The sequence below is a fragment of the Rhabdobacter roseus genome, from assembly GCF_014202275.1.
GTDB lineage: Bacteria > Bacteroidota > Bacteroidia > Cytophagales > Spirosomataceae > Rhabdobacter > Rhabdobacter roseus.
The window spans coordinates 908,130-934,304 of record NZ_JACHGF010000001.1 but is presented as its reverse complement, the minus strand read 5'-3'; the positions used below and the strand labels follow the sequence as shown (position 1 = coordinate 934,304).

The following is a 26,175-nucleotide window of genomic DNA, read 5'->3' as shown; positions in this document are numbered from 1 at the left end:
TGGCTTGATGGTAATGCAAAAAAGTGGTACGGACTGAGTGCTAACAAGGCATTTCTGCAATAGTAGCAAAAGAATAAATGCTGAACAAATGCCCACTATTCCAGTTAATCAATAAATTTAGGCTGACGAAACATAGTCTTCTTTTGCTGCAAAAATGTCCGTCGCGTTATTATCAACCATCCCTTTCCTAAACCAACCCTTCAATCTATGAGACCTTATAGTATTCCCCTATTTCTGGTAGTTCTACTTGCCGCTACGGAATCCTTTTCCCAGCCAGTCAGCTCGCGTGTGGTCGAGGACGGAGGTACGGGAAAGTACAGCGCCATCATGATGATGGAGGCCTCGCTGCCTACCCATACCATTTTTCGGCCTAAGGACATGGGTACTTTTGGCAAGAAGGACAAGCTACCCGTGATCGCCTGGGGCAATGGGGCCTGCTTTAACTCCCCCTGGGAGCATGTCAACTTCCTGAATGAAGTGGCGTCTCATGGCTTTTTGGTCCTTGCCATTGGTACCATGCCCAGCGAGTCGGGCGAGAAAGTAAGGGGTTCGTCGTCGTCCTCCCTGCTGTTAGCGGCGGTAGATTGGGCCATTGCCCAGAATAAGGACAAAAGCAGCCCCTACTACGGAAAGCTAGACATCACAAAAATAGCCGTGAGCGGGATGTCGTGCGGGGGGCTGCAAGCGCTTGAGGTGGCGGGTGATCCCAGGATTAGTACCCTTGGGGTGTTCAACAGCGGTATTTTCACCAACCCGAGGGAGGGGATGCCCGGCCTGCCCAAAATCACCAAAGAGCAGATCAACCAAATACATACACCTACCCTGTATCTCCTGGGTGGCCCTTCGGATATTGCCTACCAAAACGGCATGGACGACTTCAAGCAGATCAACCATGTGCCGGTTTTGGTAGGAAACCTCGACGTGGGCCACGGAGGTACCTACGCACAACCCCACGGCGGGGAGTTTGCCCGGGTGGCCACCGCCTGGTACAAGTGGCAGCTGAAAGGAGACCGGGAAGCCGGTAAACTATTTACGGGCAACCCGCCGGGGCTTTCCCAATCAGCGGGCTGGACGGCCGAGAAAAAGAATATGCCCTAGCCGCCAGGTACCTTTCCCTGAGCGGCTCCGCACGGCGGCGACACCCGATCCGACATTTGGATACAACCACCCGACATACGGCTACTTATAGGTATATGGACGAACCTACCTTTGCACCATACACTTAAACAAGTAGAAAGATGAAAGTTGCATTGATCACGGGGGCATCCGGTGGAATTGGGGAAGCCCTTGCCTATAAACTGGCCGAAAGAAAACATAACCTTTTACTGGTAGCGCGTAATGCGGAGAAGCTGAGCCAACAATGCCAACAGCTGGCCGAAAAATTTGGCATCCAGGCTCAGTTCATAGCCGCCGATTTGGCCAAGCCCGAAACAGCGGAGCAGGTTTTTGCAATCACCCAGCAACGTGGCTTGGACATAGATATGCTCATCAACAACGCTGGGATTGGTTCCGGGGGCCCGTTTTCAGACCTTACGCTCAAGGCAGAGTTGGAGTTGATACAACTAAACATTTCCTCGCTGGTGGCGCTTACGCATCTGTTTTTGCCGCAGATGCAACAGCGAAGAGGCGGGACGATCATCAACGTAGCGTCTATGGCCTCGTTTATGCCCATCCCCTACATGGCCACCTACGCCGCCAGCAAGGTTTTTGTGCGTTCGTTTACCGAGGCCATCACCCAGGAGTGTAAGCCCTACGGCATTCACGTCATGTTGCTTTGTCCGGGCTTGACCAGAACCAATTTCAATAAAGCCGCCGGCATAGACGCCAACGCAAAAGGAAAGGGGCTCAATGTCGAGTACGGCCGCTCCACACAAACCCCGGAGCAGGTGGCCGACGAAGCCTTAGGGGGACTAGAGAAGGGGAAACACGTGGTGGTATCCGGAACCCTGAATACCTGGGGGGCCCGTATCGTAGCACTGATACCTAACCGCGTACTGACGAGCGGTTTTGCCCGGTCGTACCGCCAAAAAACCGGAATGTAATGGGTACCTTTGACAAGAAAACCAGGTGAAATGAGCAGCGAGCCCTTAACCTTCCATTTTAAGTCCATTTCGGCGCTCCACGAAGCCGCAGGGATGACTAAGCCCAAGCATACGCTTTTCAGTATTGTGCGCTTTGAGGATATACCCAAAATCGAAGCCCATCAACGCCTAAGGTTGATCTCGGACTTCTACCAGATTACCCTGAAAAAGGAATGCCCGTGCAAAATGCAGTACGGGCAAACCCCGTTTGACTTCGACGAAGGCGTTATCTCCTGCTTTGCGCCCAAGCAAGTGAGCATCATCGAAAAAGATTTTACCATGGCTCCTTCCGGCTGGCTCCTATCCATTCACCCGGATTTTTTGAGATCTTTTCCGCTAAGCCAAAAAATAAAGACCTTGGGTTTTTTCGATTATAAAGTGAACGAAGCCTTGATTTTATCGGAAGATGAGCAAAAATCAATAGAAGAGGTATTTCAACAGATTGAAAAGGAATACCTGTTACCGATCGACGGCTTCAGTCAGGAAGTCATTATTGCGCATATCGACCTGCTGCTTACGTACTGCAACCGCTACTACAACCGGCAGTTCATAACCCGAAAGGTCGCCACCAATGAGCTGCTGCATAACGTTGAAAAGCTACTCAATAGTTGGTTCAGCGATACGGGTGAAAAAGCGTTGCCCACCGCTACCTACCTGGCCGATCAATTGCATTTATCGCCCAAGTACCTCAGTGATTGCCTGAAGCAACTGACCGGCCAAACGACCCAGCAACTGATCCACGAAAAGCTGATCGAACACGCCAAAGACATCCTGACCACCACGGAGCTTTCCGTCAGTGAAATTGCCTATCAGCTCGGTTTTGAGTACCCGCAATCGTTCAGCAAACTGTTTAAAAACAAAACCAACCAAACCCCGGTCGCGTACCGGCAGTCCTTTCATTGACTGAAAACACGGCCGTAACGCCGCTAGTCATCAGCCATCGCTCCATCAAAGCTCCGGATAATTGCAATTCCGGAAAGTACCTTTGAGAGCGCTGGGAAGTACCCAACGCTACTCTTGATCACAAATCATCCCTACTCATGAGCCGAATCCGTGCCGTAGGCACGACATGTTTATAGCTGAAACGGCCATTCAAATCTGCCGCGTGCCGCTAGGTACGCAACAAGCTGTGGGTTGCGTACCTAACGGCACGCGGGTTCCCTACCTACGTCTACTTCTCTATAAACATTCGACCGCAGCGCGGCCACGCTGGCGCGTTAATTGATCCGTCCATTCGTTTGCAAACGCTTCTGAATCCTAGAGTAAATCCTACAAAAGGTACTTTATAAACCGATTCACCTAACCATAAATCTCCTATCAAAAACCCGGGTAGTTGTAATTCCGAAAGGTACCTTTGAGCGCACTGGGAAGTACCAGCGCCGCCGAATGGCCGCGCTCAAGTACCTGCTGGAGGCTGGCGCGCCGGAGCTGCCCGCGCCCAAGTACCCTCGTCAGGTACCTCAGCCGCCGGGCCGAGTAGATACCCGGCAGCGGCTGCCAGCCCTCCGGCTCACGGTAGGCCCAGGCGGTGGCGGTGGGGTTTTGCTCATAAAAAAGGACCAGTTGACGCAGCACGGCGGCGGTCATGTCGGGGAGGTCGCAGGGGAGTACGAGCCAGTCGTGGGTGGGGTACTTTTGGTGGGCGCTGAGGATACCCTTCAGCGGTCCGCCCAGGGGTAGGTCGGCGTCGAGGAGCAATTCAAAGGCCGGGTCAAGTACCTCGGCGTAGGCGGCACGCTGCGCCTCCCGCACCACCACCGCCACGGACAGGCCCAAGGTACCCAGCAAAGTACCCGCCCGCTGGGCCCAGGTACCTTCGGTGGTGGGAATGAGACCCTTGTCGCGGCCCATGCGGCGGCTCTCGCCGCCGCTCAGTACGAGTCCGCGGAGCTGGCTCATTCGTGGGGCTTGCGGGCTTTTACCAGTACCTCCGTGATGCGGTTGAGCTCCTCTACCTTATGGGCAAAGTCGCCGCGGAGCGTGTCGCGCACGGCTTTGAGCTGCTCCATGGCGGTTTCGAGGTCGTCGGGCAGGGCTTCGGTAAGTACCTCGCGCAGGCGCTTGGCCAGCGTGGGCGACATGCCGTTGGTGGAGATGGCTACCTTCAGGTTCCCCTTTTTCACGATCGACGACAGGTAGAAGTCGCACTCCTCGGGCGTGTCGGCTACGTTGGTGAGCAGGTGACGGGCGCGGGCCACGCGCTTGATGCGCCGGTTTTCTTCCTTGTCGTTCGTCGCCACGATCACCAGGTCTTTTTCGTCCAGGTCGTGGTCCGCAAACGTCCGCTCAATGAGGCTCACCGCGGGTTTCTCGGCGGCCAGCGCCCGGATCTCGTCCCGGATCTCGGGGGCCACGAGCGTGATCCGCGCCTGCGGCGCGTTGTCGAGTACCGCCGTGATTTTCTCCAGGCCCACGTAGCCCCCACCCACGATGAGCGTGTGGAGGTCGTCGTTTTCGAGCTTCAGAAAGATGGGAAATAGCTTGTTCAAAACCGTTCGCGCTTTTTTTACAATGATACAACTCCCGGCGCGACGAAACGATTTTTCACTTACGAATTTCTTTTTCCTATAAAACAAAAAAGAAAGGCGCTCGCGGAAAAAAGGCTTCCACAAGCGCCCCAGGCAATACATCAGGGGTGGATACAGGACAGGTACTTTCAGGGTACTTTGGGCTAAAAGTACCCCTCCGGCAGGTACTTGGTGTGGGGCTATTGAGGATCGGGCATTTGGGTGAAATCGAGTTTGGAGCCGTCGTCAAAGGGAATGCGCCAGATCGTCTTGCCGTTTTCTTTCACGATGGCCCAGTTGGTGTATTCGGCTTTGTACTTGGGATACAGATCATCAGCGCTGTACTCTTTGGTTTGGCCGTAGCCCGGCGACTGACTGGAGCCGCAGGCATCGTAGCGGCGGTAGTTGCCCTTGGCGGCGTAGAAGGTAAAGGTCTTTTTCTCCGTATCGAACACCACGGTTCCCTTGCGGTAGCCAAGTACCTGGTCGCGGCAGTAGGTACTGTTCTTGGACCAGTAGAAGTACTGCTCGGCGTCACCATTTTCGTTCACGAAGCGGTAGCCGGTGGAAATTTCCTGCGCGTGGCCCGCGTAGCTGCCGTCGTACTTGGAGTACTGATTCATCGAAAAAGAACCGTAGTGCCAGTATTTGCCCACGAGCTCGGCCGGTACTTTGGAGCGCGGGTGGTTGCCGTAGTCGTTGGGAGCGCCGGGGCCGCCGGGCTCTTGGCAGTTCATCAATAAAAAACTACTTATGCTCCATACAAGGGACCATTGGATTAAAAAAAGTACTTTTTTCATGGCTATAAAAAAGGTGTTAAAAAAAGAAAACCGGGTAACTACCGGCAAAAATGGGCCGACGGCGGGGGTAGTTTCAAGCCCATCCGAAGTGAGCTGGTACTTTTTCGCGATCAATTGCTCCATTCGCCCGATTAGCTGACAGGTACCCCCGTACCAGCGCGGCAGGTACTTTGCCCAAGAAATACTCCCACAGGTACCTTGCACTATTCCTGCCGCCGACCCACTGATTTTCATACTTTCGCCGTACCTTTGCGGCATGATTGCGATAACGAACCTCAGCTATTACCTCGGCGACCGCGCGCTCTATGAAGGCGCCTCGCTGCATATCAAACCCAAGATGAAGATTGGGCTCATTGGCCTGAACGGAACGGGGAAATCGACGCTGCTGCGCATGCTCAACGGCGAGATACAACCCGACGGCGGGAATATCTCCAAATCGGGCGACTGCACCATTGGCTTTCTGAACCAGGACTTGCTTTCGTACCAAAGCGAAGACTCCATCCTGTCGGTGGCGATGCAGGCTTTTGAGCGGCAGAACCAGCTGCAGGTGCAGATTGACAAAATCCTGCACGAAATGGAGCATAACTACCGCGACGAGCTCGTGGATAAGCTGGCGCGGGCGCAGGATGAATTTGAGGCGCTGGACGGCTACACCATCCAGGCCAAGGCGGAGGCCATCCTGGAAGGTTTGGGCTTCTCGACCCACGATCTGAGCCAGCCGCTGCGGCAGTTTTCGGGCGGGTGGCGCATGCGGGTGATGCTGGCCAAGCTGCTGCTGCAGAAGCCGTCGCTGCTCATGCTCGATGAGCCTACCAACCACCTGGACCTACCCTCGATCCAGTGGGTGGAAAAGTACGTACAAAACTACGAAGGGGCGGTGATTGTGGTCTCGCACGACCGCGAATTTCTGGACAACGTGGTGGATACCACCGTGGAGGTGTCGGGCGCAAAGCTGAATTTGTACTCGGGCAATTACTCTTTTTATATCGAAGAAAAAGCCCAACGCAATGATATTCAGCGCGGCGCTTACGAAAACCAGCAGGCCAAGATCCGGCAAACGGAGCGTTTCATTGAGCGCTTCAAGGCCAAAGCCACCAAGGCGCGCCAGGTGCAGAGCCGCGTAAAAGCCCTCGAACGCATGGACGTGGTGGATGAGGTACTGGACGAAAACGCTAAGGTACATTTCCGCTTTCAGTTTACGACCCAGCCCGGCCGCCACGTGTTTCAGCTCGAAGACGCCTCCAAGGCTTACGGCGACAAGGTGATCCTGAACCACGCGAACATCAGCATGGAGCGCGGCGATAAGATTGCGCTCATCGGTGCCAACGGACGGGGGAAATCCACCATGCTGCGCATTGTGGCCGGTACCGAGCCCATCGAGGGCGTGCGGCGGCTGGGCCACAACGTTTCGTTTACGTTTTACGCCCAGCACCAGCTGGAGTCGCTGAACATCGCGCATAACCTCATCGAGGAACTGAAATATGCCAACCCTACCAAAACCGAAACCGAACTCCGGACGGTATTGGGTTGCTTCCTGTTTTCGGGCGACGACGTGTTCAAGAAAATCAAGGTACTTTCGGGCGGGGAGAAGTCGCGGGTGGCGCTGGCCAAGGTACTTTTGTCGCAGGCCAACTTCCTGCTGCTCGATGAGCCTACCAACCACCTCGACATGCAGTCGGTGAATATCCTGATCCAGGCGCTGCAGCAGTACGAGGGCAGCTACATCGTGGTCTCGCACGACAGGTACTTTGTGGAGTCTATTGCCAATAAAATATGGTACCTCGAAGACCACCAGATCAAGGAGTACCCCGGTACCTACCAAGAGTACAACATCTGGCTGGAAGAGCGCGGGTTGCAGTCGGCGGTGAGTGAAAAAGCCATTGTGAGCAGTGCGCCCCCGCAAGTTAAAAGTACCCCGCCGCCCGTAAGTACCCCACCCAAAAAAGAAAGCCCCAAGCCCGAAAACGCCAAGGCGCTCCGGCAGGCGCAGAAGCTGGTGGAAGAGCTCGAGGGAAAGATTACGCAGCTGGAAACGCAAAAAGCCCAGTTGGAAGCGCAGCTGGCCGACCCGCATTCCTACGCCGAAAAAGACGTGCTGGAAAAACTCAACCAGGACTATACGCATACCAAAAAAGAACTCGCCGACACCACCGAGGCCTGGGAAGTAGCCATGCTGGAAGTGGAGGAGCTGGCGGGGTAGATGGTAATAAGCAAGAAAGGGAGTCATTACAACTCCCTTTCCTTTTAGTATTTACGCCATTGCTGGTGTTCTCACCAGCGATTTTGATCGGCCCCGATTTGCAATCGGCGGCGGACTCTACTAGCGTTTTAAACGCGACTAAAACAACACCCGATTGAAAATCGGGGTTAGCCGGGACACCCGGTTGAAAATAGGAGTTAGCTGGAGTTAGATAGTGTAGGTACCTCTCAAAGTACCTACCCCGGAAGGTACCTGCATTGTGTTAGGCCTTTTTAAACGCTAAAATTATGCAATGTCAACTTTGCAAAAAAGGACCTACCGAAGCGTGAAAAGTAACGGTCACCTTAGAGAGAGGTACTTCATTGATTATCATCAAGGAAGTACCTGCGCACGTTTGTCAAAATTGCGGCCATTACTACCTTGATACTGATATGGCACGTCAGGTTCTACAAAAAGGAGAAGAAGCCATCCAAAAAGGCGCTGAATTAGAAGTACTTAAAATGCAAGCTGCTTAGGATTACAAACGCGAACCAGCAGGCCCCTACCCCAAATCTTCCGTTTGCGCATACACATCCTGCATGGCCAACGTGAGCCCTACGCTGGCCAGCTCGATGCGCCCGCCCAGGTCGTAGGCTTCTGAGGCCAGCGTCCAGAGCCCTTCCTCGTTCTTGCGAAATACCTCCGCCGCCACCGCCCGCGCGTTGATGAGCACGTACTCTTGCAACGTGGGGATGCTGCGGTAAAAGTGAAACTTCTGGCCGCGGTCGTAGGCTTCGGTACTTTCGGAAAGTACCTCCACCAGCACTACGGGGTTGAGCAGCGTATCTTTCTTTTCGTCCAGGTACCGGTTGGGCCCGCACACCACAATCAGGTCCGGGTAGGTGTACAGCCCGCTGGCCGGAATGTGAATCCGCTGGTCGCTTGAGTAGGTACGGCAGGATTTACCTTTGAAGAAAGTACCTACCTCAATGGATAAATTCTCGACAATGCGGTTGTGGTTGTGCCCCACACCGGCCATGGCGAAGATCTCGCCCTGGAAGTACTCGCTTTTGTAGTCAGCTTCGCGTTCCAGCTCCAGGTACTCGGCTGCGGTGTAGTATTTTTGCGGTTGGACGGTCATAGCTTGCTCGTTTTACCAAAGGTAAAAACTTTGCACTTAGGATGAAACTACCCTGGCGGCGGGTTTGCGCCGCAAAATGAGGGCGCAAATAAGCGACAGAAGCAGCCCCACCGGAAAAATTTCCAGAAAGGTGATCCCAATCAGCCCGTACCAGGTGTCGTAATACGAGAAGGCGTTACGAATGTCGGCCTGGGCCTGGCTTAGTTCGGCGGCCGTACTACCTTTTTGCTTCATTTTTTCGAGGGCATATTGCGCGTAGTCTTCGGGAAAAGTGGGGTAAAAATTGGTATAGAAAACGACCCACGTAAACACGTACAGCGCCGACGCCACCGCCGTGATGCCCAGCCCCAGCAGAAAAGCATCCTTGAACGAAATAGCACCCGCACCGTAGCGGTCGCGGTAGCTTTTGACGGCAATGAAGATCAGGGAAAAGGCCAACAGCATGGACGTGTAGCCTACCAGCTCGCCGTTGTCGAAATGCCGGGCGTTGTTTTTACTAAGTACCATCATGACCAGCAGCATGATGGACACGATCGCTCCCGCGATTAGACCAAATACCAGAATTGTCTTTCTCATACGTTTTGTCGTTTTTGTTGGGATCAAAAGTGGGAGAAGGTACCTTAGGGCGGCTCATCCGTTCGGGTGATTTTGTCGTTTTTCACCCAAAAGGATGATCACTATCCAATGAGCCCCGCGCTACGGGCGCGCTCCACGGCCTGCGTGCGGCGCTTCACGTCCAGCTTCACGTACAGGTTGCTCAGGTGCGTCTTGACGGTATTGGTCGAAACAAAAAGCTGCTCGGCGATTTCTTCGTTAGATAGGCCCCGCGAAAGCTGCGCCAGTACTTCCCATTCGCGCGGGCTGATGCCGTACTGGTCCAGAAGCTCCAGCTGCGGACGGCAAGCCGGAGCCGCCAGAGGTACTTCCAGGGGTACTTTCTGCTGAAAGTTGGCTTCGGGTGCCGCAGTGGAGACTGCCTCAGTGTCTACTACCGCAGTGGAGACTACCGGAGCGGTAAAGCGGAGCCCTACCCAAATGCCAACCGTCGTGAAAAGAAGGGCCACGAGCAGTACATAAAGCTCCGTGGCGTGGTCAGCTACCAGAAAGCGGTACTTGAGCCAGGCCATCAGGCTTAGCAAGCCACCCAGCGCTAGGCCGTAACCCAGCAGCAGGGCGTATCGATTACGCTTTGCTTTCATGCAATCTTTCCAAGTAAATCAAATCTACCAGGTACTTTGACCAACGTTCGTCGTCCGCTTTTTACCTAGGAAGAAAGACACTAACGGATTTTATTTACTGCTTCGGTGAGGTACCTCCCGGGCAAAAGTACCTTTTTTCGGACTAAGCCGGAGTACCTGGCATTCACTAGGATGCCATTTTGTTCGTTAAAGAGAATAGTGTACTTTAGCCCATCGACCCCAAACCCATGACGCACCGGTTCCGTTTCTTGCTATTCCTGCTGTTCCTAAGTACCCTTGCCCACGCCCAGACCTCCGACGTGAAGTTGGAAGATTATATTTACAACGAAGCCATCAAGACGGTACTGCTTTACCCGGCCTCCGACCGGCCCGAAAACCCCACGCGGCTCATTGGGCCGCCGCTGGTGGCGCTGGAAGGTACCCGTCCGCTGGTGCTGGAATTTGACGACCTCACCGCCGATTACCGCGGCTTCCGGGCCAAGCTCATTCACTGCAACGCCGACTGGACCAAGTCCGCCCTGAACGACATCGAGTATACCTTCGAGTTCAACGACTACCCCATCACCGACTTTCAGCAGTCGTTTAGTACCAAAGTACCCTACTACCACTACCGGCTGGAAGTACCCCGCGTGAAGCTCTCCGGCAACTACGTGCTGGCGGTGTACTCCGAGCGCGACCGGCGGCCGGTACTGTCGCGGCGGTTTATGGTGTACCAAACTAAGGTACGTATTGCTGCGCAGGCGCGTTTCTCGCAGGGTATTCAGCAGCAGTTCTCCGACCAGCAAATTGATTTCAGCATCGACTACAAAGGGTACCCGCTGGTATCGCCACAAAACGACCTCAAGGTAGTAATGCGCCAAAACTTCCGCTGGGACCGCGCCAAGAGCAATTTTAAGCCTACCAACGTGCGGCCCTTTGACCAGGTACTTGAGTACCAGTTTTTCAACCTCGAAAACACCTTCCGGGGCGGCAACGAGTTTAGGTACTTCGACAGCCGTACGCTGGCCGCGCGGGGCTTTGGCGTGTATGAGCTGGAGCGGCTTTCGGAGTACACGCGGCTGGTACTTACGCCCGACAAGCTCCGCTCCGACGGCAGCTACCTGCAGATGGACGACCTCAACGGCCAGTACCTCGTCGACCACCGGGAGTCGGGCCGGGGCAGCGTGGAGGCCGACTACACGCCCGTAGTATTCACGCTCCGGATTGCCGAGGTACCCGACGCCACGCTCTACGTCAACGGTGGCTTCAACCTCTGGCAGCTCAACGACCTCAACCGCATGGAATACAACCCCGACTTGCAAGCCTACCACGCGGTGCTTCTTCTCAAACAAGGGGTAGTTAATTACAACTATGCCGTAGTGAATACAGCGTCGGGCTTGGCCGACGAAGCCTACGTGGAGGGCAACTTCGCCGCCACCGAAAACGACTACGACATCCTGGTATACCACCGCCCTCCGGCGGGCCGCTCCGACCTCCTTATTGGCTACCGTACCGTCGAATGGAACCGCCGATGAGCGTCCTGCCGTTGCATCTTTTCAAGAAGGCATGATTTTAGTAAAAAAATAGTTGCGCCCATTCTTCCTTGTAACTTGAAGCTCCCTCTGGATTAAAAATGGCTATTTTTTACAAGCAGGTTTAGTAGAACGACTACCTGCGCGATTTTTCTGCCGAATTGGGCCAAGAAGGGTTATAGTATAAAATAGCTATAAATTTAATTAATCTTATAATATATAAGAATAGTTAAGTTTTAGGAGTTATACTAGTACATTTACCAAGAAAAAATAGGACGATCAACAACTAAAATTGTGTAATGCCATGAATAACTCATTTGACAGCACCCAAATTACCCCCAATATATACCTCACCCGCAACGAATCCGAAATCATTGACTGCCTGGTAGACCACCAGGAAATGCCCAAAGATTTTGACGAAAACAAGGTCGTTTCCTTCTTCAATGGCAAGGATTTTCACTTGGTACTTTACTTTCCGCAGGCCAATGACCGGGGTTTTCAGATGTACGTCGTGCGGGATTTCTCCATCCACGTCGAGGACCTGTTTGTGCTGCGGGCGCTTTTTTCGCAGCTGATCCAGCAGGGCTACAGCGTCAATATCCTTAAGAAAGCCCACTACCGCGTCGATCACCTCATTCACATGGCCCGTACGTTCCGCGCCATGCTCCACAAGGAAGAGATCATTTCGGAAGACGATTATTGAAGGTACCTTCAGGGTACTTTTTAGCATAAAGAAGCCAAGCTCCGGCGGGTACTTTGCCTAAGGTACCTGCCGGAGCTTTTTTGCTGTTTTTTAATGAATCTTCTTAAAAGTTTCCAACCTTGTGGGCTGTAAGTGAATCTTCTACGGCAGAAATAAGTATTTACACAAACCTACTTTATGAAAATCGCGGGGAAACTTCTACTGATTGTGCTAGTGGCCATTGGCTGTAAAAACGAGCGCGTTGATCTACAGGATACGCCACACGCGCTGGCCAGGGCACGAAAAGCCTGTGGGCAAAATGCGCTGCCGTGGCTGGAAGACCTGCTGACCAAAGCCGAAGCAGACAGAACCTCGCAGGCGCATCAGGGGCAATATATCGGTACGGTTTCCCTGATAAAGTACCAGGGTACCCCCCTTTTTTATACCAATTTTGGCTTAGGAAGTGGTGGCATCGCCTACTATTTATTCGATTGCCAGGGAAAGCCTTTTTTCATTACCGGGGAAGATGGGGCAAAGGTACTTGGCCAAGCTACCAAAAAGGAGAATATCCTGTATTCAACCCTCGACCTGAACTAGATCCGCCAACCCATTTGGTTGGCTGGGTTGGTGGTAAAGATAACTTCTCCAAAGTACCTTTTGGTCCATTCGCGTTACAAACGCTACCTTCCGACCCGTTCGCGTTGCAAACGCGAACGAGCGAACGTACAAACGCGAACGAGCGAAACGAAGAAAGCAAAACAGCTCCGGCAGGTACTTGGTGAAGGTACCTGCCGGAGCTGTTTTTAGCGTGTTTGTAAAGATAAAGTACCCTACACGTTGAAGCGGAAGTGCATGATGTCGCCGTCCTTGACGACGTACTCCTTGCCCTCGACCGACATCTTACCGGCCTCTTTCACGGCGGCTTCGGTGCGGTACTGCTGGTAGTCGGGTAGTTTGATGACCTCCGCCCGGATGAAGCCCCGCTCGAAGTCGGTGTGGATCACGCCCGCGGCCTGCGGGGCTTTCCAGCCCCGGCGGATCGTCCAGGCGCGTACTTCTTTTACCCCGGCCGTAAAGTACGTGATGAGGTCCAGGAGGCTATACGAGGCCTTGATGAGGCGGGTGAGCCCGGACTCCGTGAGGCCAAACTCTTCCAGGAAAAGCGCCTGCTCTTCGGGGTCGTCGATCTCGGCAATCTGCGATTCGATGGAGGCCGAAAGTACCACGACTTCGGCGTTTTCGTCCTTGACGGCCGCTTTCAGGCGTTCGGAGTACTCGTTGCCCGTCAGCATGGAGGCTTCGTCTACGTTGGCTACGTACAAGATCGGCTTGGCCGTCAGCAGCTGCAGGTCACCGATGGCCGCGCGTTTGTCTTCCTCGGAGACCTGTACCGTCCGGGCGCTTTTACCGGCTTCCAGCGCGGCTTTGTACTGCTTCAGAATCTCCAGCTCAGCCTTGGCTTTGGCGTCACCCACGCGCGCGGCCTTGTCGATGCGCTGGAGCTTTTTATCGACCGACTCGAGGTCTTTCAGCTGCAACTCGGTATCGATGATTTCTTTATCAAAAACGGGATCTACCTTGCCTTCCACGTGCACCACGTTTTCGTCCTGAAAGCAGCGGATCACGTGCACGATGGCATCTACCTCCCGGATATTGGCCAGGAATTTATTGCCCAGGCCCGCGCCCTGGCTGGCACCTTTGACCAGCCCGGCGATGTCCACAAACTCGATGATGGTAGGAAGTACCTTTTGGGGCTTCACCAGTTCGGTAAGTACCTCAAGGCGCTCGTCGGGTACCGTCACGACGCCCACGTTGGGCTCGATGGTACAAAATGGATAATTGGCCGCTTCGGCCTTGCCGCTGGATATGGCGTTAAATAGCGTGGACTTCCCTACGTTCGGTAATCCGACAATCCCACATTGAAGACTCATTGTTCAGGTTGGTAAGCGAGAATTTGAAAATTTCTCCGCAAAATTACCATTTACCGGGCGAAAAACTAAATAGCCCCCGGAGATTGACTCCGAAGGCTCAAATTTCTTACGATAGAAAAAGGGTAACGGGGTTCTACTCCCACTTCAATTCAGTACCACCCACCTCATCCAGCTCGTCGGCTTTTACCTCATATTGTGAAAAATCCACTTCGGGCATCAGCTCGGTTTTGACGTGATCGACGGCCTCCCGAAGTGCGTCCACGAACTTGTCGAAGTCCTCCTTGTAAAGAAACATCTTGTGTTTCTCGTACGTGAAGCCTTCTCCCTGCGGATGACGGCGACTTTCGGTGATCGTTAGGTAGTAATCGTTGGAGCGCGTCGAGCGAACATCGAAGAAGTACGTACGTTTTCCGGCCCTGACTCGTTTGGAGTAGATTTTCTCTCTGTCTTCCACTATGTCTAGATTTAAGGTTAATCGAACGCTAAAATAGAAATTTTATTGTTCACAAAAAAAATATCCAACGTATAGGTGTGATTATAGTAAAAAATAGTTGAATATCGTTGCGAAAAGATTGCACTATACGTATACAGAGTAGGCTTTAATAGGATCAATGTTTTATATTTGACGTTTCAGAGCAGTACCTATCGTGCCGAAGAATCTGATAATCTGCACGATAACCGGATTTCAGTTTGGCATTTTGTTTCACCTAACCTCCCTGGTATGAGCTATTCCTCTTTTTTTGTATTCCTCCTCCTGACCTTTTCAAAACCTCTCTATGCCCAGGCTCAAGCTTACCTTGGCACCACAGAAACAGGCAAAGCTTCTTATTACGCTACTAAATTCAACGGTCGAAAGACCTTCTTCGGCGAAAAATTCAGCAGCCACGAATTCACCGCCGCCCACCGGACGCTTCCTCACAACACCATGTTGGAAGTAACCAACACCACCACTCAGCAAAAAGTAATCGTGCGCGTAAACGACCGCGGCCCTTACAGCAAGCACCGGCTCATCGACATCAGCAAGGGCGCCGCCAAAGAGCTGGGGCTCCTCAGCCAGGGCGTAGCGCAGGTGTCGGTACGGGTGGTAGGCATGGAAGGCATGGTATTACTGGATTCGGACGAAAAGATACTACCCGACAGCGGAGAGATTATTTCGAGCCGCCGCGTCGACGAAGGGAAAAAATAACGGCAGCTTCGTCGCCACGGCTGGCTTTCGGGATACTAATCCCCGGCTACGGTCCGTTGTTAAGGCCTGGAAACGGTTTTCTATTCACTTTAGCCCTGGTACTTCCTATGAACACGCGCCAACTGGACCTGGCCAAGATTCGCGAATTTGGTAACCTGGAATTTCTGGCCAAGCAGCTGGTCGAAGGCTTCATTACCGGGCTTCATAAGTCGCCTTTTCACGGTTTTTCGGTGGAATTTGCCGAGCACCGCCTTTACAATACGGGCGAAAGTACCCGGCACATCGACTGGAAGGTATACGCCAAAACGGACCGCCTGCACGTAAAGCGTTACGAGGAAGAAACCAACCTGCGCTGCCACATCCTGCTCGACACGTCGTCGTCGATGTACTATCCCGAAGAAAGCTACGGCAAGATGACGTTCAGCATCATGGCGGCGGCGAGCCTGGCCAACCTGCTGCAGCGGCAAAAAGACGCGGTGAGCCTCTGTACCTTTTCGGACCAGATCGAAGTGCAAACGGCCGTTAAATCGACCCCCTCGCACGTGCACAAGATCCTGCTGGAGCTCGACAATTTGCTGCACCAGTCCAAGTCGCTCAAAAAAACCTCGGTGGCGGAGGTAGTTCATTTGCTGGCCGAGAAAATTCACAAACGCTCGCTGGTGGTGATATTCAGCGATATGTTCGATGACCTGGAGCATACCGAGCAGCTCTTCTCGGCCCTGCAGCACCTGCGCCACAACCTGCACGAGGTACTTCTCTTCCACGTCACGGACCGCCGTACGGAGGAAGAATTCCAATTTGAAGATCGTCCCTACGAATTCATCGACCTCGAAACCGGCGACCGCGTGAAGGTACAGCCCAGCCAGGTACGTGACTCCTACCAGCAGTACGTCAAGAAATTCTACCAAGACCTCAAGCTGAAGTGCGGCCAGTACAAGATTGATTTCATCGAGGCCGACATCAACCAGGGCTATGATCCCATTCTCTTATCCTATTTAGTAAAACGCTCAAAAATGAAATGATTTTTTTGGAAATTTGGGGGCCGTTTTGATACGTAAATCTTTATCGTGTTCCCCCTCTCTCCATGAAACGTTCATTTAATTCCCTTTTGCTTTGCCTGGCTATTTTAATGGCCTTTGAAAGCTGTAAATCGGCCAAGAAATCCCTGCGCCGGGGCGATTACGAAGAGTCGGTGCTGCGGGCCGTTGACAAGCTCCGCGACAACGCCCGCCACGCATCATCCGAAGAAATCCTGAAAGAAGCCTACCCACTGGCCGTGCAGCAGGCTCAGGAAGACATTGCCCGCTTTCAGAACAGCTCCGATCCTTTCCACTGGGAGCCCATCGCCGAAGCCTACACCGGCCTCAACCGCATGTACGACGCCCTACGTAGCTGCCCCGCCTGCCTCCGCATGGTCAAGGCCCAGGGCTTTCATGAAGAAGAAAAAACGGCTCGCCAAAACGCCGCCGAAGAGCGCTACGCCAGCGGGCAGCAGCTGCTCTCCACGGGCGGGCGCGACAACGCCCGCCGGGCCTTCGAGCAGTTCGAGCGGGCCCAAAACCTCGTTCCTGGCTTCCGGGACGTGACCCGGCAGCTCGACCAGGCCTACGAAGAAGGCTCCTTCAAGGTAGTGGTAGAGCAGGTACTGGTTACGTCGCGGGCCTACCAGCTCAGCAACGAGTACTTCCAGAACCGCATCAGCGAGTTTTTGCAAACCAACCGCCGCCTGAACAAGTTTGTGCACTTTTATACGCCCGAGGAAGCAACGAACCTTAAGGTACGTCCCGACCACGTGATCACGCTGCAATTTGACGACTTCGTGGTGGGCCAAACGCTGGTCGAAGCCAAGACGGAGGTCGTGACCAGCAAAGACAGCGTGAAGGTGGGCGAAACCACCGTGAACGGCAAAAAGGTACCTGTGTACAACAAAGTAACGGCCAAGCTCACCCAAAGCCGCAAAACCGTCCACTCCAGCGGCCTGCTGGATATGCAAATCCGGGATTTTGAAACAAAAAAAGTAGTAAACCAGGAAAAATTCCAGGGCGACTACAACTGGTTTTGCCAGTGGGGTAGTTTCAACGGCGACGAGCGTGCCCTCACCGCCGAGCAAAAGCGGATGTGCAACTCCAAGGAGCTGCTGCCGCCCCCACCCCAGCAGCTCTTCGTTGAGTTTAGCAAACCCATCTACGACCGCCTGACGAGCCGCTTCCGGACGTTCTACGCCAAGTATTAATGGGCAGAGGGGGTACCTGGCTGGAAAGATTTCCTAGCCAAGTACCCCTTTTTCATTCTTGATCGAAATAAATAAGAGGTGCGACCCCGCTGGGGTCATTTTCTCCCTTCGGGAAGCCTAAAAACAGTAGTAGGTACCTTTATTCCATAAAAGTACCTACCTGCGATTTTGCAATTGATACTACGTGACATGAAGTACCGTAAGTGGCCATACGGCACGCTGTTCGTTCATGTTAAAAAGGTACTTCGCAAAACAGCTCACAAAGGAATATAAGGTACCTCGGGGGTTATTTCCCGGTTTTAGCCGCCTGATTCGGGACGCTTTTCTTGGGGGCGGCGGCCGGGTGGCTTTTCCGGTAAAAATTATAAAAATCGTCGAGCTGCTCGATGGGCATCCGGCGGGCCACGATGCGCTTGTCCTTATCGAGCACGTAGATCGTAGGCGTAGAGAAAACGTCGAACTGGCGGCGGTAGTCGATGCGCGAGGCGAAATCGTAGCCGTGCATGAGCTCGCCCAGCTTATAGGTTTTGATGTACTTGGCCCACTCCTCGGGGTGCTCCGTGGCGATGGCCAGTACTTTCACGCCGCTCGCCTTGTTGGCGTCGTAAAACGCCTTCAGCATGGGGGCGGCTTCCTTGCAGTGCCCGCAGGTAGGTGAATAAAAGAACAGTACCGTGTACTCGGCCCTGATGTCGTGCAGGTTGATGGGGCGGCGCAGCGTATCGGCCACCGTCAGGTTCGGGATGATTTTATTTACCAGGAGCGGCTTCATGGTAGCGACCCGCTCCGCGATGCGTTTTTTTCCGTCTTCGGAGATTTCCATCTGGCCGGTCAGGTAGTACTTTTCGGCCATGTGAACAAACACACTCTCCGTACCCACTACCTTGGCGTCTTCGTACTGGCCCGTGATGTAGTAGATAAAGTACGTCTTCATGTCGCGGTTGGCCGCGGCGCGCGCCACCAGGTAGTCGGCCTCTTTGGTGAGCGAATCCGCCGACTGCACCACCAGCCCTTTGATGTAGCGGTCGAGCTTGGCCTGCACGAAAGGCGTGCGCAGCAGCCGGGCGTCGGCAAAATCGAAGTTGTCCCAGAAATGGCCCTTGTAGTAGTCAAATACCCAGGTCGAGTCGGTTTTGCCATTGGCGAGCTTCGGCGCGGGCGGAATTTCCGGGTCCAGCGAGGCCTTCACCAAGCTGGCGGCAAAGGTACCTTCGTGCTCGGTGACCCAGCGGCGGTGGTAGTCGGTAAGCTGCTTTTGGTGGTCGGCCATTTTTTTATTGATCAGCTCCTGGCTGGCGGGGTCGGTGCGGGTCTTTTTCTCTAGCAAGAGCGCCTCTAGCTCGGCTATGATCTTATTGACTTCTTGCTGGAAAGTATAGTACAGCTCGTTTTCCTTGGACCCCTTTACCACCATGCTTTTCACGATAGAAGCGGTGTCGGTTTCCAGCGAAAAGCGCGGCTCCTGGCCCGAGTAGATCAGCTCTACGAAGCGGCGCTGGCCCGGCGGCAGGATGAGGTAAAGCCCGCCGGGTAGCTCGGAGGTACCTTCAAACACCATACGGCCCTGGGCGTCGACGCGGGCGGTGTCTTTGGCCACAAACTGCTGGTTGCTGTACAGGTAGTGCCCCAAAATACAGGTAGTGTCTTTCAGGCCTTTGAGGGTCGCCTCGATGCGGTACCCCTGGGCCGAAGCCCGGCTCGTGAGCGATAACAGGAGGAGTAAGCCGATACACGCTTTCTTCATATTTTTGCTTTTATGGATTTCTTCGACAAATTTAACCTCAAAACGACACAACTAACCAGCATCGTACCCAAATGTTCTTCTTTCTGTCCAAAGCGCTGGATTTCCTGGTGTTGCCGCTTAGCATCGTATTCCTTCTCCTGATCTTCGCTCTGCTGACGCGCCACCGTACCTACCGGCGCCGGGCCGTGCTGGCGGCGATTCTACTGCTGTATCTGCTCTCCAATTCGTACCTGGTCAACTGGGCCTACCGCGCCTGGGAATACGCGCCCGTGAACCTACAAGAGGTACCCCAAACCTACGACGTGGGGGTAGTTTTGACGGGCGGGATGATCTCGGTACCCAGCCTGGACGCCGACCACCCCGGCCTGGGCGACCACGCCGACCGCTTCCTGCAGGCCTACCTGCTCTACAAGGCGGGGAAGATCCGGAAGATCCTGATCAGCGGTACCGACGCGGCACCGGTCGTGGCCCGCAACCTCTCCGACGGCCAGCAGGCCTCAGCGCTGCTGACGCAGTGGGGGGTACCTCACGAAGATATTATCGTGGAGCTGAAGTCACGCAATACGCGGGAGAACGCGCTGTTTTCGGCGGCTATTCTAAGGGACCAATTTCCGGGCGGGCGCTACCTGCTCATCACCTCGGCGTTTCATATGCGCCGCTCGGTGGGTTGTTTCCAGAAGGCGGGCCTCGACGTAGGTACCTTCCCCGCCGATTTTTACGGCGGCGCCTTTAGCCCCAGCGTCAAGCAGCTACTCGTGCCCGAAGCCCGCGTATTTGGCTACGCTGAGCTGCTTTGGCACGAGTGGATTGGCTTCGTAGTTTATAAATTGGTAGGGTACTGCTAGTGGTAGCAAGTACCTAAAGGTACCTTAGATACTCAGAATCTTCACCATCCGCAGCAAGTCCTCGTTGATGGGCTTGGGCAGGCGGATGGTATCTTCAAAAGGCGTATAGACGAGCTCGTTGTTGATGATCCCGGCCATCACGTTCTTTTGTCCGGCAATGAGGCCCTCTAGCGCGCCCAGCCCCAGGCGGCTGGCCAGGATGCGGTCGTAGGCCGTGGGGGCGCCGCCGCGCTGCGTGTGGCCCAGGGTCGTTACCCGGATGTCCACGTCGCCATCTACCTGGGCTTTGATCCGCTCGGCGATTTCGGTGGCGTTGCCTTCCTCTTCGCCCTCGGCTACCACAATGATGGACGACGATTTGGAACGGCTCCAGCCCTGCTTCAGCGTTTCGACGACCTCCGACAAGGGCGTAAGTACCTCGGGTACCATCACCAGCTCAGCTCCACCGGCAATGCCCGACTGAATGGCGATGTAGCCCGAGTCGCGTCCCATTACCTCAATAAAAAAGATGCGGTCGTGCGAGCTGGCGGTATCCCGGATGCGGTCCACGGCGTCCAGGGCGGTATTCACGGCGGTATCGAAGCCAATGGTGTAGTCGGTACCGTAGAGGTCGTTGTCGATGGTACCGGGGGCGCCTACGGTGGGGACACCGTATTCGTTGTTAAAAATCATGGCTCCCGTGAAGGTACCATTTCCCCCGATGGCCACCAGGCCTTCAATGCCGTGTGCCTGTAGCTGGTCGTAGGCCTTCTGACGCCCTTCGGCCGTCATGAATTCCTTACTCCGCGCCGATTTGAGGATGGTACCGCCCCGCTGGACAATATTACTGACCGAGTGAGAGGACATTTGAAATATATCGCCGGCAATCATGCCGTTATAGCCTTTCCGTATTCCAAAAACTTCAATCCCGTGGTATACCGCGCCTCTTACCACCGCTCTGATGCAAGCGTTCATTCCGGGGGCGTCTCCACCAGAGGTAAATACAGCAATTCTTTTCATGTAAGATTGATTGTGAGGTTATACTTCACTAAAAAATAAGATGTGCGTCAGGATATTCGTCAATTTGACACAATAGCCGCAAATTTATCGGGTATTTTTAAAAAATAGGCGAATAGTTCCCGTTTTTTAGTTGAGATACCTTCTTAAGAAGCCAATATTAATTACCCCAAAAATACGGCAATCCTCCTATATTTGTGACAGTTCATTAAAATTTAACCTACCCGGCCCCCTAAGTACCTTTAAAAAAACGGTGGGTAAGCGTAAACATCCGAATTATCAATCTGCATGAAAAACCTGATTTCGTGGCCACGCCTGAGGCCCCACCTGCTAGCCGTGGTGGGATTTGTAGTATTGGCGCTTATGTACGCCTCGCCGGTTCTGAACGGCAAACGCCTCAACCAGTACGATGACGTTCAAGCTAAAAGTGCCGCCCGCGAAGTACTGGAATACAAAGAAAAAACCGGAGAATGGTCGGCCTGGACCAACAGCATGTTTGGCGGCATGCCCGCTTACATGGTCGTAGCCGACTACCCCACCAGCCTTTCTACCAAGCTGGGGCAAGGCATCAACGCGCTGCTTCCGGCTCCGGCCAACTATTTTTTGCTCTGCCTGGTATGTACCTACCTGCTGTTTGTAGTGCTGGGGGCCAACGCCTGGCTGGCGGCGCTGGGGGCGGTGGCGTATACGTTTGCTTCGTACCTTATTACCAGCCTGGAGGCCGGGCACGTATCCAAAATTTTGGCCCTGGGCTACGCACCGGGGGTACTGGCAGGGATTATCGTTGCCTTCCGGAAGCACTGGCTCACCGGCACGGCCCTGACGGCCCTGTTTTTTTCCCTGGAGCTTTACGCCAACCACATCCAGATTACCTACTACCTGGGCATTGGCATTGTGGTGCTGGTGGTACTTGAGAGTATTCCTTTGTTGAAGCAAGGACAAACCCGGCGGCTGGCCCTGACGCTGGGCGGACTCGCCCTGGCCGCCGTGGTGGCTTTAGGTACCCACACGACCCGCCTCTGGAACGCCTACGACTATACCAAAGAAACCATCCGGGGAAAATCCGAGCTAAACTTAGCGTCAAGTACCCGCCCGGAAAAAGACGCCCCCGAGCAAGACGGCCTGGGTAAGGAGTACGCGTTTCAGTACAGCTACGGTATTTTTGAAACCTTCACGTTGCTCATCCCCAACCTGTACGGAGGGCCGTCGCAGGGTGCCCTCGACGACAAATCCGAAACGTACAAGGTACTGGTAACCCGCGGCGTCGACGCCATGAATGCCCGCAACTTTGTACAGGCGCTGCCGCTGTACTGGGGTACCCAGTATAGTACCGGCGGCCCCGCCTACGCCGGGGCCATCATCTTTTTTCTGTTTGTGCTGGGGCTCTTCGTGGTTCGGAGCCACCTGAAATGGTGGGTACTGGGCATCACGCTGCTGTACGTGGTGTGGGCCTGGGGTAGCAACCTGGCCGGTGTCAACTACCTCTTCTTCGACTACTTCCCGATGTTCAACAAGTTTAGGGCAGTAACGATGGTCCTGAACCTGGTGCAGCTCCTGCTGGTATTCCTGGCGGTACTTACCCTCCGCGACCTCTCGCAAAAGAAAATCACCTACGCCGAACTGGCCCGCCCGCTGGCCATCAGCCTGGGCCTAACGGCCGGGCTTTGCCTGCTGCTGGCGCTCATGCCCACGGTTTTTATGAGCTTCCGCTCGGCTTCTGACGCGCAGTTTGTCGACAGCCTTACCCAAAGTACCCAAAACCGCGCCTTCGCCGAGGACATCATGCGGGCCATCACCCAGGACCGCGCCCGGATGCTGCGAAGCGACGCGTTTCGGAGCGCTATTCTTATTTTGCTGGCGGCAGGACTGATCTGGTTTTGGGTAAAAGAAAAAATAAAAACAGCACTCGTGTATCCCGTTCTGCTGGCGCTCATTACGCTGGATGCCTTTGGCGTCAGCAAAAGGTACCTCAACAACGACGACTTCGTGAGCAAGCAGGCGGCCGAGGCGCGCCGTTCCCCTTCTCCGGCCGACGAGCAAATCCTGCGCGACCCTGACCCGAACTTTAGGGTACTTGACGTAACGCGCAATACCTTCAATAACTCCGAAGCGTCCTACTACCACAAGTCCATCGGCGGGTACCACGGGGCCAAGCTTCGCCGCTACCAGGAGCTCTTTGAAAACCAGATCGCGAAGCAGAACTCCAACCCAGGCATGTTGAACATGCTCAACACCAAGTACATCCTGACCGCCGACCAGCAGGGTACCCCCGTAGCCCAGCCCAATCCCGACGCCCTGGGCCACGCCTGGTTTGTGAGCAACTACGTGCTGGTGCCCGACGCCAACGCCGAAATGAAAGCCCTGGATACCCTCAACCCGGCGCGCACGGCCGTGGTGGACCAGCGCTTCGCCAGCACGCTGCAAGGTCTTACACCACGGGCCGATTCGGCCAATAGCATTCAGCTGACCAGCTACAAACCCAACGAACTGACGTACCAAAGCAACGCCAGCAGCGAGCAACTGGCCGTATTCTCGGAGATTTACTACAATGTACGCGACGAGTGGAAGGTCACCATCGACGGCCAGCCCGCCCAGCTCCTGCGCGCCAACTACGTGCTGCGGGCTCTGCGGGTACCTGCCGGGCCGCACACCATCAGCTTCCGCTTTGAGCCGGTTTCGGTCAGTACCGGGCGTGTGGTGGATCTCGTCAGCTCCATATTGCTGGTGCTATTGCTGGCGGGAGCCGTTTTTGTGGAAAGTAAAAAAGAAGCGTAAAGTACCTTTCAAAAAAACCTGCGGGAAAGCTCCCCGCAGGTTTCTGGTACATACTCACGGACTAATCGGGCCCGATTCCAAAAAAATAGAATGCCTTAATTGAGGATGTTGATCCGGTAAAAGAACGGCGAGCTGTAGAAAGCGCCTCCCGTGATATTCACCCCCGTATTGACCACCGAGAACGATCGGCCGTCGGTGAGGCGCATCACGGCGGTGAGCTCGAAGCGGTCGCCGGAAGAGATGTCGGCGTCGCTAAGTTTCACCGCATCCAGGGCCTCTTTGCCGGTCACGGCAAGCGTGGCGCGTGGATAGCCGGTCTGGGCGTCTTTGGCGAAAGCCGAAGCGGCGATGGATTTCAACGGTACCACACTGGTGGTTTTGGTGCCGTTGGCGGGGGTGGCGTCCACAAACCGGATGGATAAATCGTAAGAGGCAAATAAAGCTCCTTTGTTGGGTGTGACGGCTTCGGCCACAAGCTCCATCTTAGTACCGCTCATGTTGGCTTTACTCACACTGAACGTAGACGCTACTACGGGGTAGGGCGTTACCGTTCGGACGTACCCTCCCTGCTCCAGATTAAATTCATCGATGCGGTCCACCATGTCGGTTTTACAAGCCAGAGAAAGCACCGCCAACCCCAGAAACACCAGGTAGTTTTTTGTATTTTTCATAATAGAATCCTCATTTTTAGAATCAATGTTCGACTAATAACAGCACTACTTGACAAAGCCCGCCGGGTTGTTGTCCCAGAACACGGGCTGGGTGACATTAGGCTTCTGCACGGCGTTGGCATTGCGGGTGACGAACGAGGTCGGGTAGTAATACGAGCGCGCATAGCCCCCCGGACTAGGCTCCAGGGCTGGCTGCTGGTTGGCGGGCTTTCCGGTGCGGCGGTAGAGGTTGTAGCCTTCAATCCCGTTGCCATGCAGCGCCAGCCAGTACTCCGTACCGATGATATTCATCCGCTGGTCGTCGGTGGTAGCCGCGTCGTAGTCGGCTAGTACTTTAGTGAGGTACTTATTTACTTCATTGGCCCACACCATTCCCTTATCGGCCTCGAAGGCCGTTATTTTCCCACTTTCCGTCGTTCCCAGCGCCAGGGCTCGCACGTCGGCCATGGATTTTTCGATGGCCGACTGCAACAGCGCGCGCGGAGTGCCCGAAGTACCCAGCGTCAGCGCCGCTTCGGCCAGCATGAAGTCCACAAACGAGCGCATCATGATGGGGTGAATACCCGCGCCGCCCGCACCGGCGCCCAGCGATACGGGCCGCCCGGCGTCGTTGTCGAACAAGCCTCCGGCGGGGTACAAGCCCCAGGCCGTCCGCAGCAAGCCATCCGGCGGAATACCCTCGTTGCTGAGGTGGTCGCGGCCCCAGTACCCTACGCCGGTCGGCAGGCAGTAGTAGTCGGCCTCGGAGTAGTGCGTGGGTTTCTGGTTGTTAACACAGCGTAGCGCGTTCACGTCGGAGGTGTTGACGACGGTCTGGCGGTAAAAATAGAAGCGAATGCGGGGGTCTGGGAAGCCCTTGGAGGAGTACAAAGTACCCATGTAAGAGTTGGATTGGTAATCGCCGCCGCCGGTGGGTGAGTACTGTCCGGCATAGCGTGGGTGACGCGTGTCGGGGTTGGTGAGGTTAGACCCGTACTTGAACGCAAAGTTCTGGGCCGAAGTACTGATCAGCTTGTTACCCGCAATCAGCGCGTTGATGCCCGACAGCGCGCCCGCCTTATCCACCAATCGCCGGTTGAGTAGCATTTTCAGCTTAAGCGTATTGGCTACGCGCGTCCAGCTATCAACATTTCCCCCAAAGAACAGGTCGTTGGGAGCACCAGCCCGAGCGCGGGCAGCGAAGTTTTGGATGGCCTGGTCCAGCTCGGCCAGGGCCGTGGTATAAAGGCTCGCACCACCATCTACTTTAGGGTTGAAGTTGCTCGGGTCAATGGCTTCGGTATAGGGTACATCGCCGAAGGCGTCGACCAGATTGGCTAGCACCGAGGCCCGGATCGTGCGCGCAATCCCCACGTGTACAAACAATTCATTGGCCTCCGCCAGCGGGATCAGCGTTTTGACGTCGGTCAAAATACCGGCGTAGGCGGTATTCCAGGCCCCGTCAAAGCCACCGGGCGAAACGGCGTTGTCGTAAATGGCCGCCCCCTGGTTGAGCATGCGCGTGAGGCGCATTCCGGGATCGCTCAGTTGATTAAAGTGACCCGCATAACTTAGCTCAATTTGATTAAGCAGGTAGTTTATATCCGTATTGCTGGTAGTAACGGCATTGGGATTGTCTAGTAAGTCTAATTGACAAGAACTCACCACGACCAGCAACAAAGCCCATAAGGAGTGTTTTACTTTGTTTATCATAG

24 protein-coding genes and 1 pseudogene are annotated in these 26,175 nt (G+C 54.5%); 13 read left to right on the top strand and 12 right to left on the bottom strand.

Annotated features, from left to right (window positions below; genetic code table 11):
• Positions 1–207 precede the first annotated feature (207 nt).
• From HNQ92_RS03960 to HNQ92_RS03950, 3 genes are all read left to right on the top strand, one after another.
• Entirely contained in the window at positions 208–1,098 is an 891-nt protein-coding gene (locus tag HNQ92_RS03960) for an alpha/beta hydrolase family protein (protein ID WP_184171232.1), read from the top strand.
• 140 nt (positions 1,099–1,238) lie between these two features.
• A complete protein-coding gene (locus HNQ92_RS03955) occupies positions 1,239–2,042 on the top strand; it encodes an SDR family NAD(P)-dependent oxidoreductase (protein ID WP_184171229.1) in 804 nt (267 codons plus the stop codon).
• A 30-nt stretch (positions 2,043–2,072) separates the two neighbouring features.
• Positions 2,073–2,984 carry a helix-turn-helix domain-containing protein gene (locus HNQ92_RS03950; RefSeq protein ID WP_184171226.1) on the top strand — a complete coding sequence of 304 codons (912 nt, stop codon included), beginning with the start codon at positions 2,073–2,075 and terminating at the stop codon, positions 2,982–2,984.
• 414 nt (positions 2,985–3,398) lie between these two features.
• On the opposite strand, the gene HNQ92_RS03945 is transcribed toward HNQ92_RS03950, so the two are convergent.
• The 3 genes from HNQ92_RS03945 to HNQ92_RS03935 form a co-directional block, all read right to left on the bottom strand.
• The gene (locus HNQ92_RS03945) at positions 3,399–3,980 is read right to left on the bottom strand and encodes a molybdenum cofactor guanylyltransferase (RefSeq protein WP_184171223.1); all 582 of its coding nucleotides are present in this window, start codon (positions 3,978–3,980) and stop codon (positions 3,399–3,401) included.
• Positions 3,977–4,570: a precorrin-2 dehydrogenase/sirohydrochlorin ferrochelatase family protein gene (locus tag HNQ92_RS03940; protein ID WP_184171220.1), complete on the bottom strand. Its 594-nt coding sequence runs from the start codon at positions 4,568–4,570 to the stop codon at positions 3,977–3,979. Before HNQ92_RS03940 ends, HNQ92_RS03945 begins: the two co-directional genes overlap by 4 nt.
• Positions 4,571–4,788: 218 nt before the next feature.
• Positions 4,789–5,325 carry a hypothetical protein gene (locus HNQ92_RS03935; RefSeq protein ID WP_184171217.1) on the bottom strand — a complete coding sequence of 179 codons (537 nt, stop codon included), beginning with the start codon at positions 5,323–5,325 and terminating at the stop codon, positions 4,789–4,791.
• Between the two features lie 319 nt (positions 5,326–5,644).
• On the opposite strand from HNQ92_RS03935, the gene abc-f reads away from it, so the two are divergent.
• Together abc-f and HNQ92_RS03925 are read left to right on the top strand one after the other, a co-directional pair.
• Positions 5,645–7,588, top strand: coding sequence for a ribosomal protection-like ABC-F family protein (abc-f, locus tag HNQ92_RS03930; protein ID WP_184171214.1), 1,944 nt, complete (start codon positions 5,645–5,647; stop codon positions 7,586–7,588).
• Between the two features lie 344 nt (positions 7,589–7,932).
• A pseudogene (locus tag HNQ92_RS03925) lies at positions 7,933–8,103 on the top strand (type II toxin-antitoxin system MqsA family antitoxin); the annotation flags it as partial.
• Positions 8,104–8,129: 26 nt separating this feature from the next.
• Here the strand turns inward: HNQ92_RS03925 and HNQ92_RS03920 are convergent.
• From HNQ92_RS03920 to HNQ92_RS03910, 3 genes are all read right to left on the bottom strand, one after another.
• Positions 8,130–8,708 (bottom strand): Uma2 family endonuclease, encoded by a 579-nt coding sequence (locus HNQ92_RS03920; protein ID WP_184171211.1) that lies wholly within the window; start codon positions 8,706–8,708, stop codon positions 8,130–8,132.
• 36 nt (positions 8,709–8,744) lie between these two features.
• On the bottom strand, positions 8,745–9,284 hold the full coding sequence (locus tag HNQ92_RS03915) for a DUF4199 domain-containing protein (RefSeq protein ID WP_184171208.1): 540 nt from the start codon (positions 9,282–9,284) through the stop codon (positions 8,745–8,747).
• Positions 9,285–9,385: 101 nt separating this feature from the next.
• On the bottom strand, positions 9,386–9,907 hold the full coding sequence (locus HNQ92_RS03910; protein ID WP_184171205.1) for a helix-turn-helix transcriptional regulator: 522 nt from the start codon (positions 9,905–9,907) through the stop codon (positions 9,386–9,388).
• Between the two features lie 227 nt (positions 9,908–10,134).
• On the opposite strand from HNQ92_RS03910, the gene HNQ92_RS03905 reads away from it, so the two are divergent.
• From HNQ92_RS03905 to HNQ92_RS03895, 3 genes are all read left to right on the top strand, one after another.
• Positions 10,135–11,421: a type IX secretion system plug protein gene (locus HNQ92_RS03905; RefSeq protein ID WP_184171203.1), complete on the top strand. Its 1,287-nt coding sequence runs from the start codon at positions 10,135–10,137 to the stop codon at positions 11,419–11,421.
• Positions 11,422–11,722: 301 nt separating this feature from the next.
• A complete protein-coding gene (locus HNQ92_RS03900; protein ID WP_184171200.1) occupies positions 11,723–12,121 on the top strand; it encodes a hypothetical protein in 399 nt (132 codons plus the stop codon).
• Positions 12,122–12,298: 177 nt separating this feature from the next.
• Positions 12,299–12,697 carry a hypothetical protein gene (locus tag HNQ92_RS03895; protein WP_184171197.1) on the top strand — a complete coding sequence of 133 codons (399 nt, stop codon included), beginning with the start codon at positions 12,299–12,301 and terminating at the stop codon, positions 12,695–12,697.
• 233 nt (positions 12,698–12,930) lie between these two features.
• Here HNQ92_RS03895 and ychF read toward each other — a convergent pair whose 3' ends face one another.
• Positions 12,931–14,031: a redox-regulated ATPase YchF gene (ychF, locus tag HNQ92_RS03890; RefSeq protein WP_184171194.1), complete on the bottom strand. Its 1,101-nt coding sequence runs from the start codon at positions 14,029–14,031 to the stop codon at positions 12,931–12,933.
• Positions 14,032–14,164: 133 nt separating this feature from the next.
• A complete protein-coding gene (locus HNQ92_RS03885; protein WP_184171191.1) occupies positions 14,165–14,485 on the bottom strand; it encodes a DUF3276 family protein in 321 nt (106 codons plus the stop codon).
• Positions 14,486–14,752: 267 nt separating this feature from the next.
• On the opposite strand from HNQ92_RS03885, the gene HNQ92_RS03880 reads away from it, so the two are divergent.
• The 3 genes from HNQ92_RS03880 (at position 14,753) to HNQ92_RS03870 (ending at position 17,450) form a co-directional block, all read left to right on the top strand.
• Positions 14,753–15,217 carry a septal ring lytic transglycosylase RlpA family protein gene (locus tag HNQ92_RS03880; RefSeq protein ID WP_184171188.1) on the top strand — a complete coding sequence of 155 codons (465 nt, stop codon included), beginning with the start codon at positions 14,753–14,755 and terminating at the stop codon, positions 15,215–15,217.
• A 107-nt stretch (positions 15,218–15,324) separates the two neighbouring features.
• On the top strand, positions 15,325–16,239 hold the full coding sequence (locus HNQ92_RS03875) for a DUF58 domain-containing protein (RefSeq protein WP_184171185.1): 915 nt from the start codon (positions 15,325–15,327) through the stop codon (positions 16,237–16,239).
• Positions 16,240–16,301: 62 nt separating this feature from the next.
• Entirely contained in the window at positions 16,302–17,450 is a 1,149-nt protein-coding gene (locus HNQ92_RS03870; protein ID WP_184171182.1) for a hypothetical protein, read from the top strand.
• A gap of 286 nt (positions 17,451–17,736) precedes the next feature.
• On the opposite strand, the gene HNQ92_RS03865 is transcribed toward HNQ92_RS03870, so the two are convergent.
• Entirely contained in the window at positions 17,737–19,194 is a 1,458-nt protein-coding gene (locus HNQ92_RS03865) for a TlpA family protein disulfide reductase (protein ID WP_184171179.1), read from the bottom strand.
• 71 nt (positions 19,195–19,265) lie between these two features.
• Between HNQ92_RS03865 and HNQ92_RS03860 the strand changes: the two genes are divergently transcribed.
• Positions 19,266–20,039, top strand: a complete 774-nt coding sequence (locus tag HNQ92_RS03860) for a YdcF family protein (protein WP_184171176.1) — start codon at positions 19,266–19,268, stop codon at positions 20,037–20,039.
• Between the two features lie 24 nt (positions 20,040–20,063).
• On the opposite strand, the gene pfkA is transcribed toward HNQ92_RS03860, so the two are convergent.
• Positions 20,064–21,038 carry a 6-phosphofructokinase gene (gene pfkA / locus HNQ92_RS03855; protein ID WP_184171173.1) on the bottom strand — a complete coding sequence of 325 codons (975 nt, stop codon included), beginning with the start codon at positions 21,036–21,038 and terminating at the stop codon, positions 20,064–20,066.
• A gap of 285 nt (positions 21,039–21,323) precedes the next feature.
• Here pfkA and HNQ92_RS03850 point away from each other — a divergent pair, with 285 nt between their 5' ends.
• Positions 21,324–23,810, top strand: coding sequence for a hypothetical protein (locus HNQ92_RS03850; RefSeq protein WP_184171170.1), 2,487 nt, complete (start codon positions 21,324–21,326; stop codon positions 23,808–23,810).
• Positions 23,811–23,905: 95 nt separating this feature from the next.
• Here the strand turns inward: HNQ92_RS03850 and HNQ92_RS03845 are convergent, their stop codons facing one another.
• Together HNQ92_RS03845 and HNQ92_RS03840 are read right to left on the bottom strand one after the other, a co-directional pair.
• Positions 23,906–24,481: a hypothetical protein gene (locus HNQ92_RS03845; protein ID WP_184171167.1), complete on the bottom strand. Its 576-nt coding sequence runs from the start codon at positions 24,479–24,481 to the stop codon at positions 23,906–23,908.
• 45 nt (positions 24,482–24,526) lie between these two features.
• Positions 24,527–26,173, bottom strand: a complete 1,647-nt coding sequence (locus HNQ92_RS03840) for a SusD/RagB family nutrient-binding outer membrane lipoprotein (protein ID WP_184171164.1) — start codon at positions 26,171–26,173, stop codon at positions 24,527–24,529.
• Between the last annotated feature and the right edge of the window lie 2 nt (positions 26,174–26,175).

What these genes read in the sequence shown, in the direction of transcription:
- HNQ92_RS03945 (WP_184171223.1), bottom strand. Translation starts at nt 3,980, where the DNA reads ATGAGCCAGCTCCGCGGACTCGTACTGAGCGGCGGCGAGAGCCGCCGC.
- HNQ92_RS03895 (WP_184171197.1), top strand. Translation starts at nt 12,299, where the DNA reads ATGAAAATCGCGGGGAAACTTCTACTGATTGTGCTAGTGGCCATTGGC.
- HNQ92_RS03880 (WP_184171188.1), top strand. Translation starts at nt 14,753, where the DNA reads ATGAGCTATTCCTCTTTTTTTGTATTCCTCCTCCTGACCTTTTCAAAA.
- HNQ92_RS03960 (WP_184171232.1), top strand. Translation starts at nt 208, where the DNA reads ATGAGACCTTATAGTATTCCCCTATTTCTGGTAGTTCTACTTGCCGCT.
- HNQ92_RS03950 (WP_184171226.1), top strand. Translation starts at nt 2,073, where the DNA reads ATGAGCAGCGAGCCCTTAACCTTCCATTTTAAGTCCATTTCGGCGCTC.
- HNQ92_RS03905 (WP_184171203.1), top strand. Translation starts at nt 10,135, where the DNA reads ATGACGCACCGGTTCCGTTTCTTGCTATTCCTGCTGTTCCTAAGTACC.
- HNQ92_RS03870 (WP_184171182.1), top strand. Translation starts at nt 16,302, where the DNA reads ATGAAACGTTCATTTAATTCCCTTTTGCTTTGCCTGGCTATTTTAATG.
- HNQ92_RS03850 (WP_184171170.1), top strand. Translation starts at nt 21,324, where the DNA reads ATGAAAAACCTGATTTCGTGGCCACGCCTGAGGCCCCACCTGCTAGCC.
- HNQ92_RS03845 (WP_184171167.1), bottom strand. Translation starts at nt 24,481, where the DNA reads ATGAAAAATACAAAAAACTACCTGGTGTTTCTGGGGTTGGCGGTGCTT.
- pfkA (WP_184171173.1), bottom strand. Translation starts at nt 21,038, where the DNA reads ATGAAAAGAATTGCTGTATTTACCTCTGGTGGAGACGCCCCCGGAATG.
- HNQ92_RS03910 (WP_184171205.1), bottom strand. Translation starts at nt 9,907, where the DNA reads ATGAAAGCAAAGCGTAATCGATACGCCCTGCTGCTGGGTTACGGCCTA.
- HNQ92_RS03840 (WP_184171164.1), bottom strand. Translation starts at nt 26,173, where the DNA reads ATGATAAACAAAGTAAAACACTCCTTATGGGCTTTGTTGCTGGTCGTG.
- HNQ92_RS03900 (WP_184171200.1), top strand. Translation starts at nt 11,723, where the DNA reads ATGAATAACTCATTTGACAGCACCCAAATTACCCCCAATATATACCTC.
- abc-f (WP_184171214.1), top strand. Translation starts at nt 5,645, where the DNA reads ATGATTGCGATAACGAACCTCAGCTATTACCTCGGCGACCGCGCGCTC.
- HNQ92_RS03865 (WP_184171179.1), bottom strand. Translation starts at nt 19,194, where the DNA reads ATGAAGAAAGCGTGTATCGGCTTACTCCTCCTGTTATCGCTCACGAGC.
- HNQ92_RS03920 (WP_184171211.1), bottom strand. Translation starts at nt 8,708, where the DNA reads ATGACCGTCCAACCGCAAAAATACTACACCGCAGCCGAGTACCTGGAG.
- HNQ92_RS03935 (WP_184171217.1), bottom strand. Translation starts at nt 5,325, where the DNA reads ATGAACTGCCAAGAGCCCGGCGGCCCCGGCGCTCCCAACGACTACGGC.
- HNQ92_RS03860 (WP_184171176.1), top strand. Translation starts at nt 19,266, where the DNA reads ATGTTCTTCTTTCTGTCCAAAGCGCTGGATTTCCTGGTGTTGCCGCTT.
- ychF (WP_184171194.1), bottom strand. Translation starts at nt 14,031, where the DNA reads ATGAGTCTTCAATGTGGGATTGTCGGATTACCGAACGTAGGGAAGTCC.
- HNQ92_RS03915 (WP_184171208.1), bottom strand. Translation starts at nt 9,284, where the DNA reads ATGAGAAAGACAATTCTGGTATTTGGTCTAATCGCGGGAGCGATCGTG.
- HNQ92_RS03875 (WP_184171185.1), top strand. Translation starts at nt 15,325, where the DNA reads ATGAACACGCGCCAACTGGACCTGGCCAAGATTCGCGAATTTGGTAAC.
- HNQ92_RS03955 (WP_184171229.1), top strand. Translation starts at nt 1,239, where the DNA reads ATGAAAGTTGCATTGATCACGGGGGCATCCGGTGGAATTGGGGAAGCC.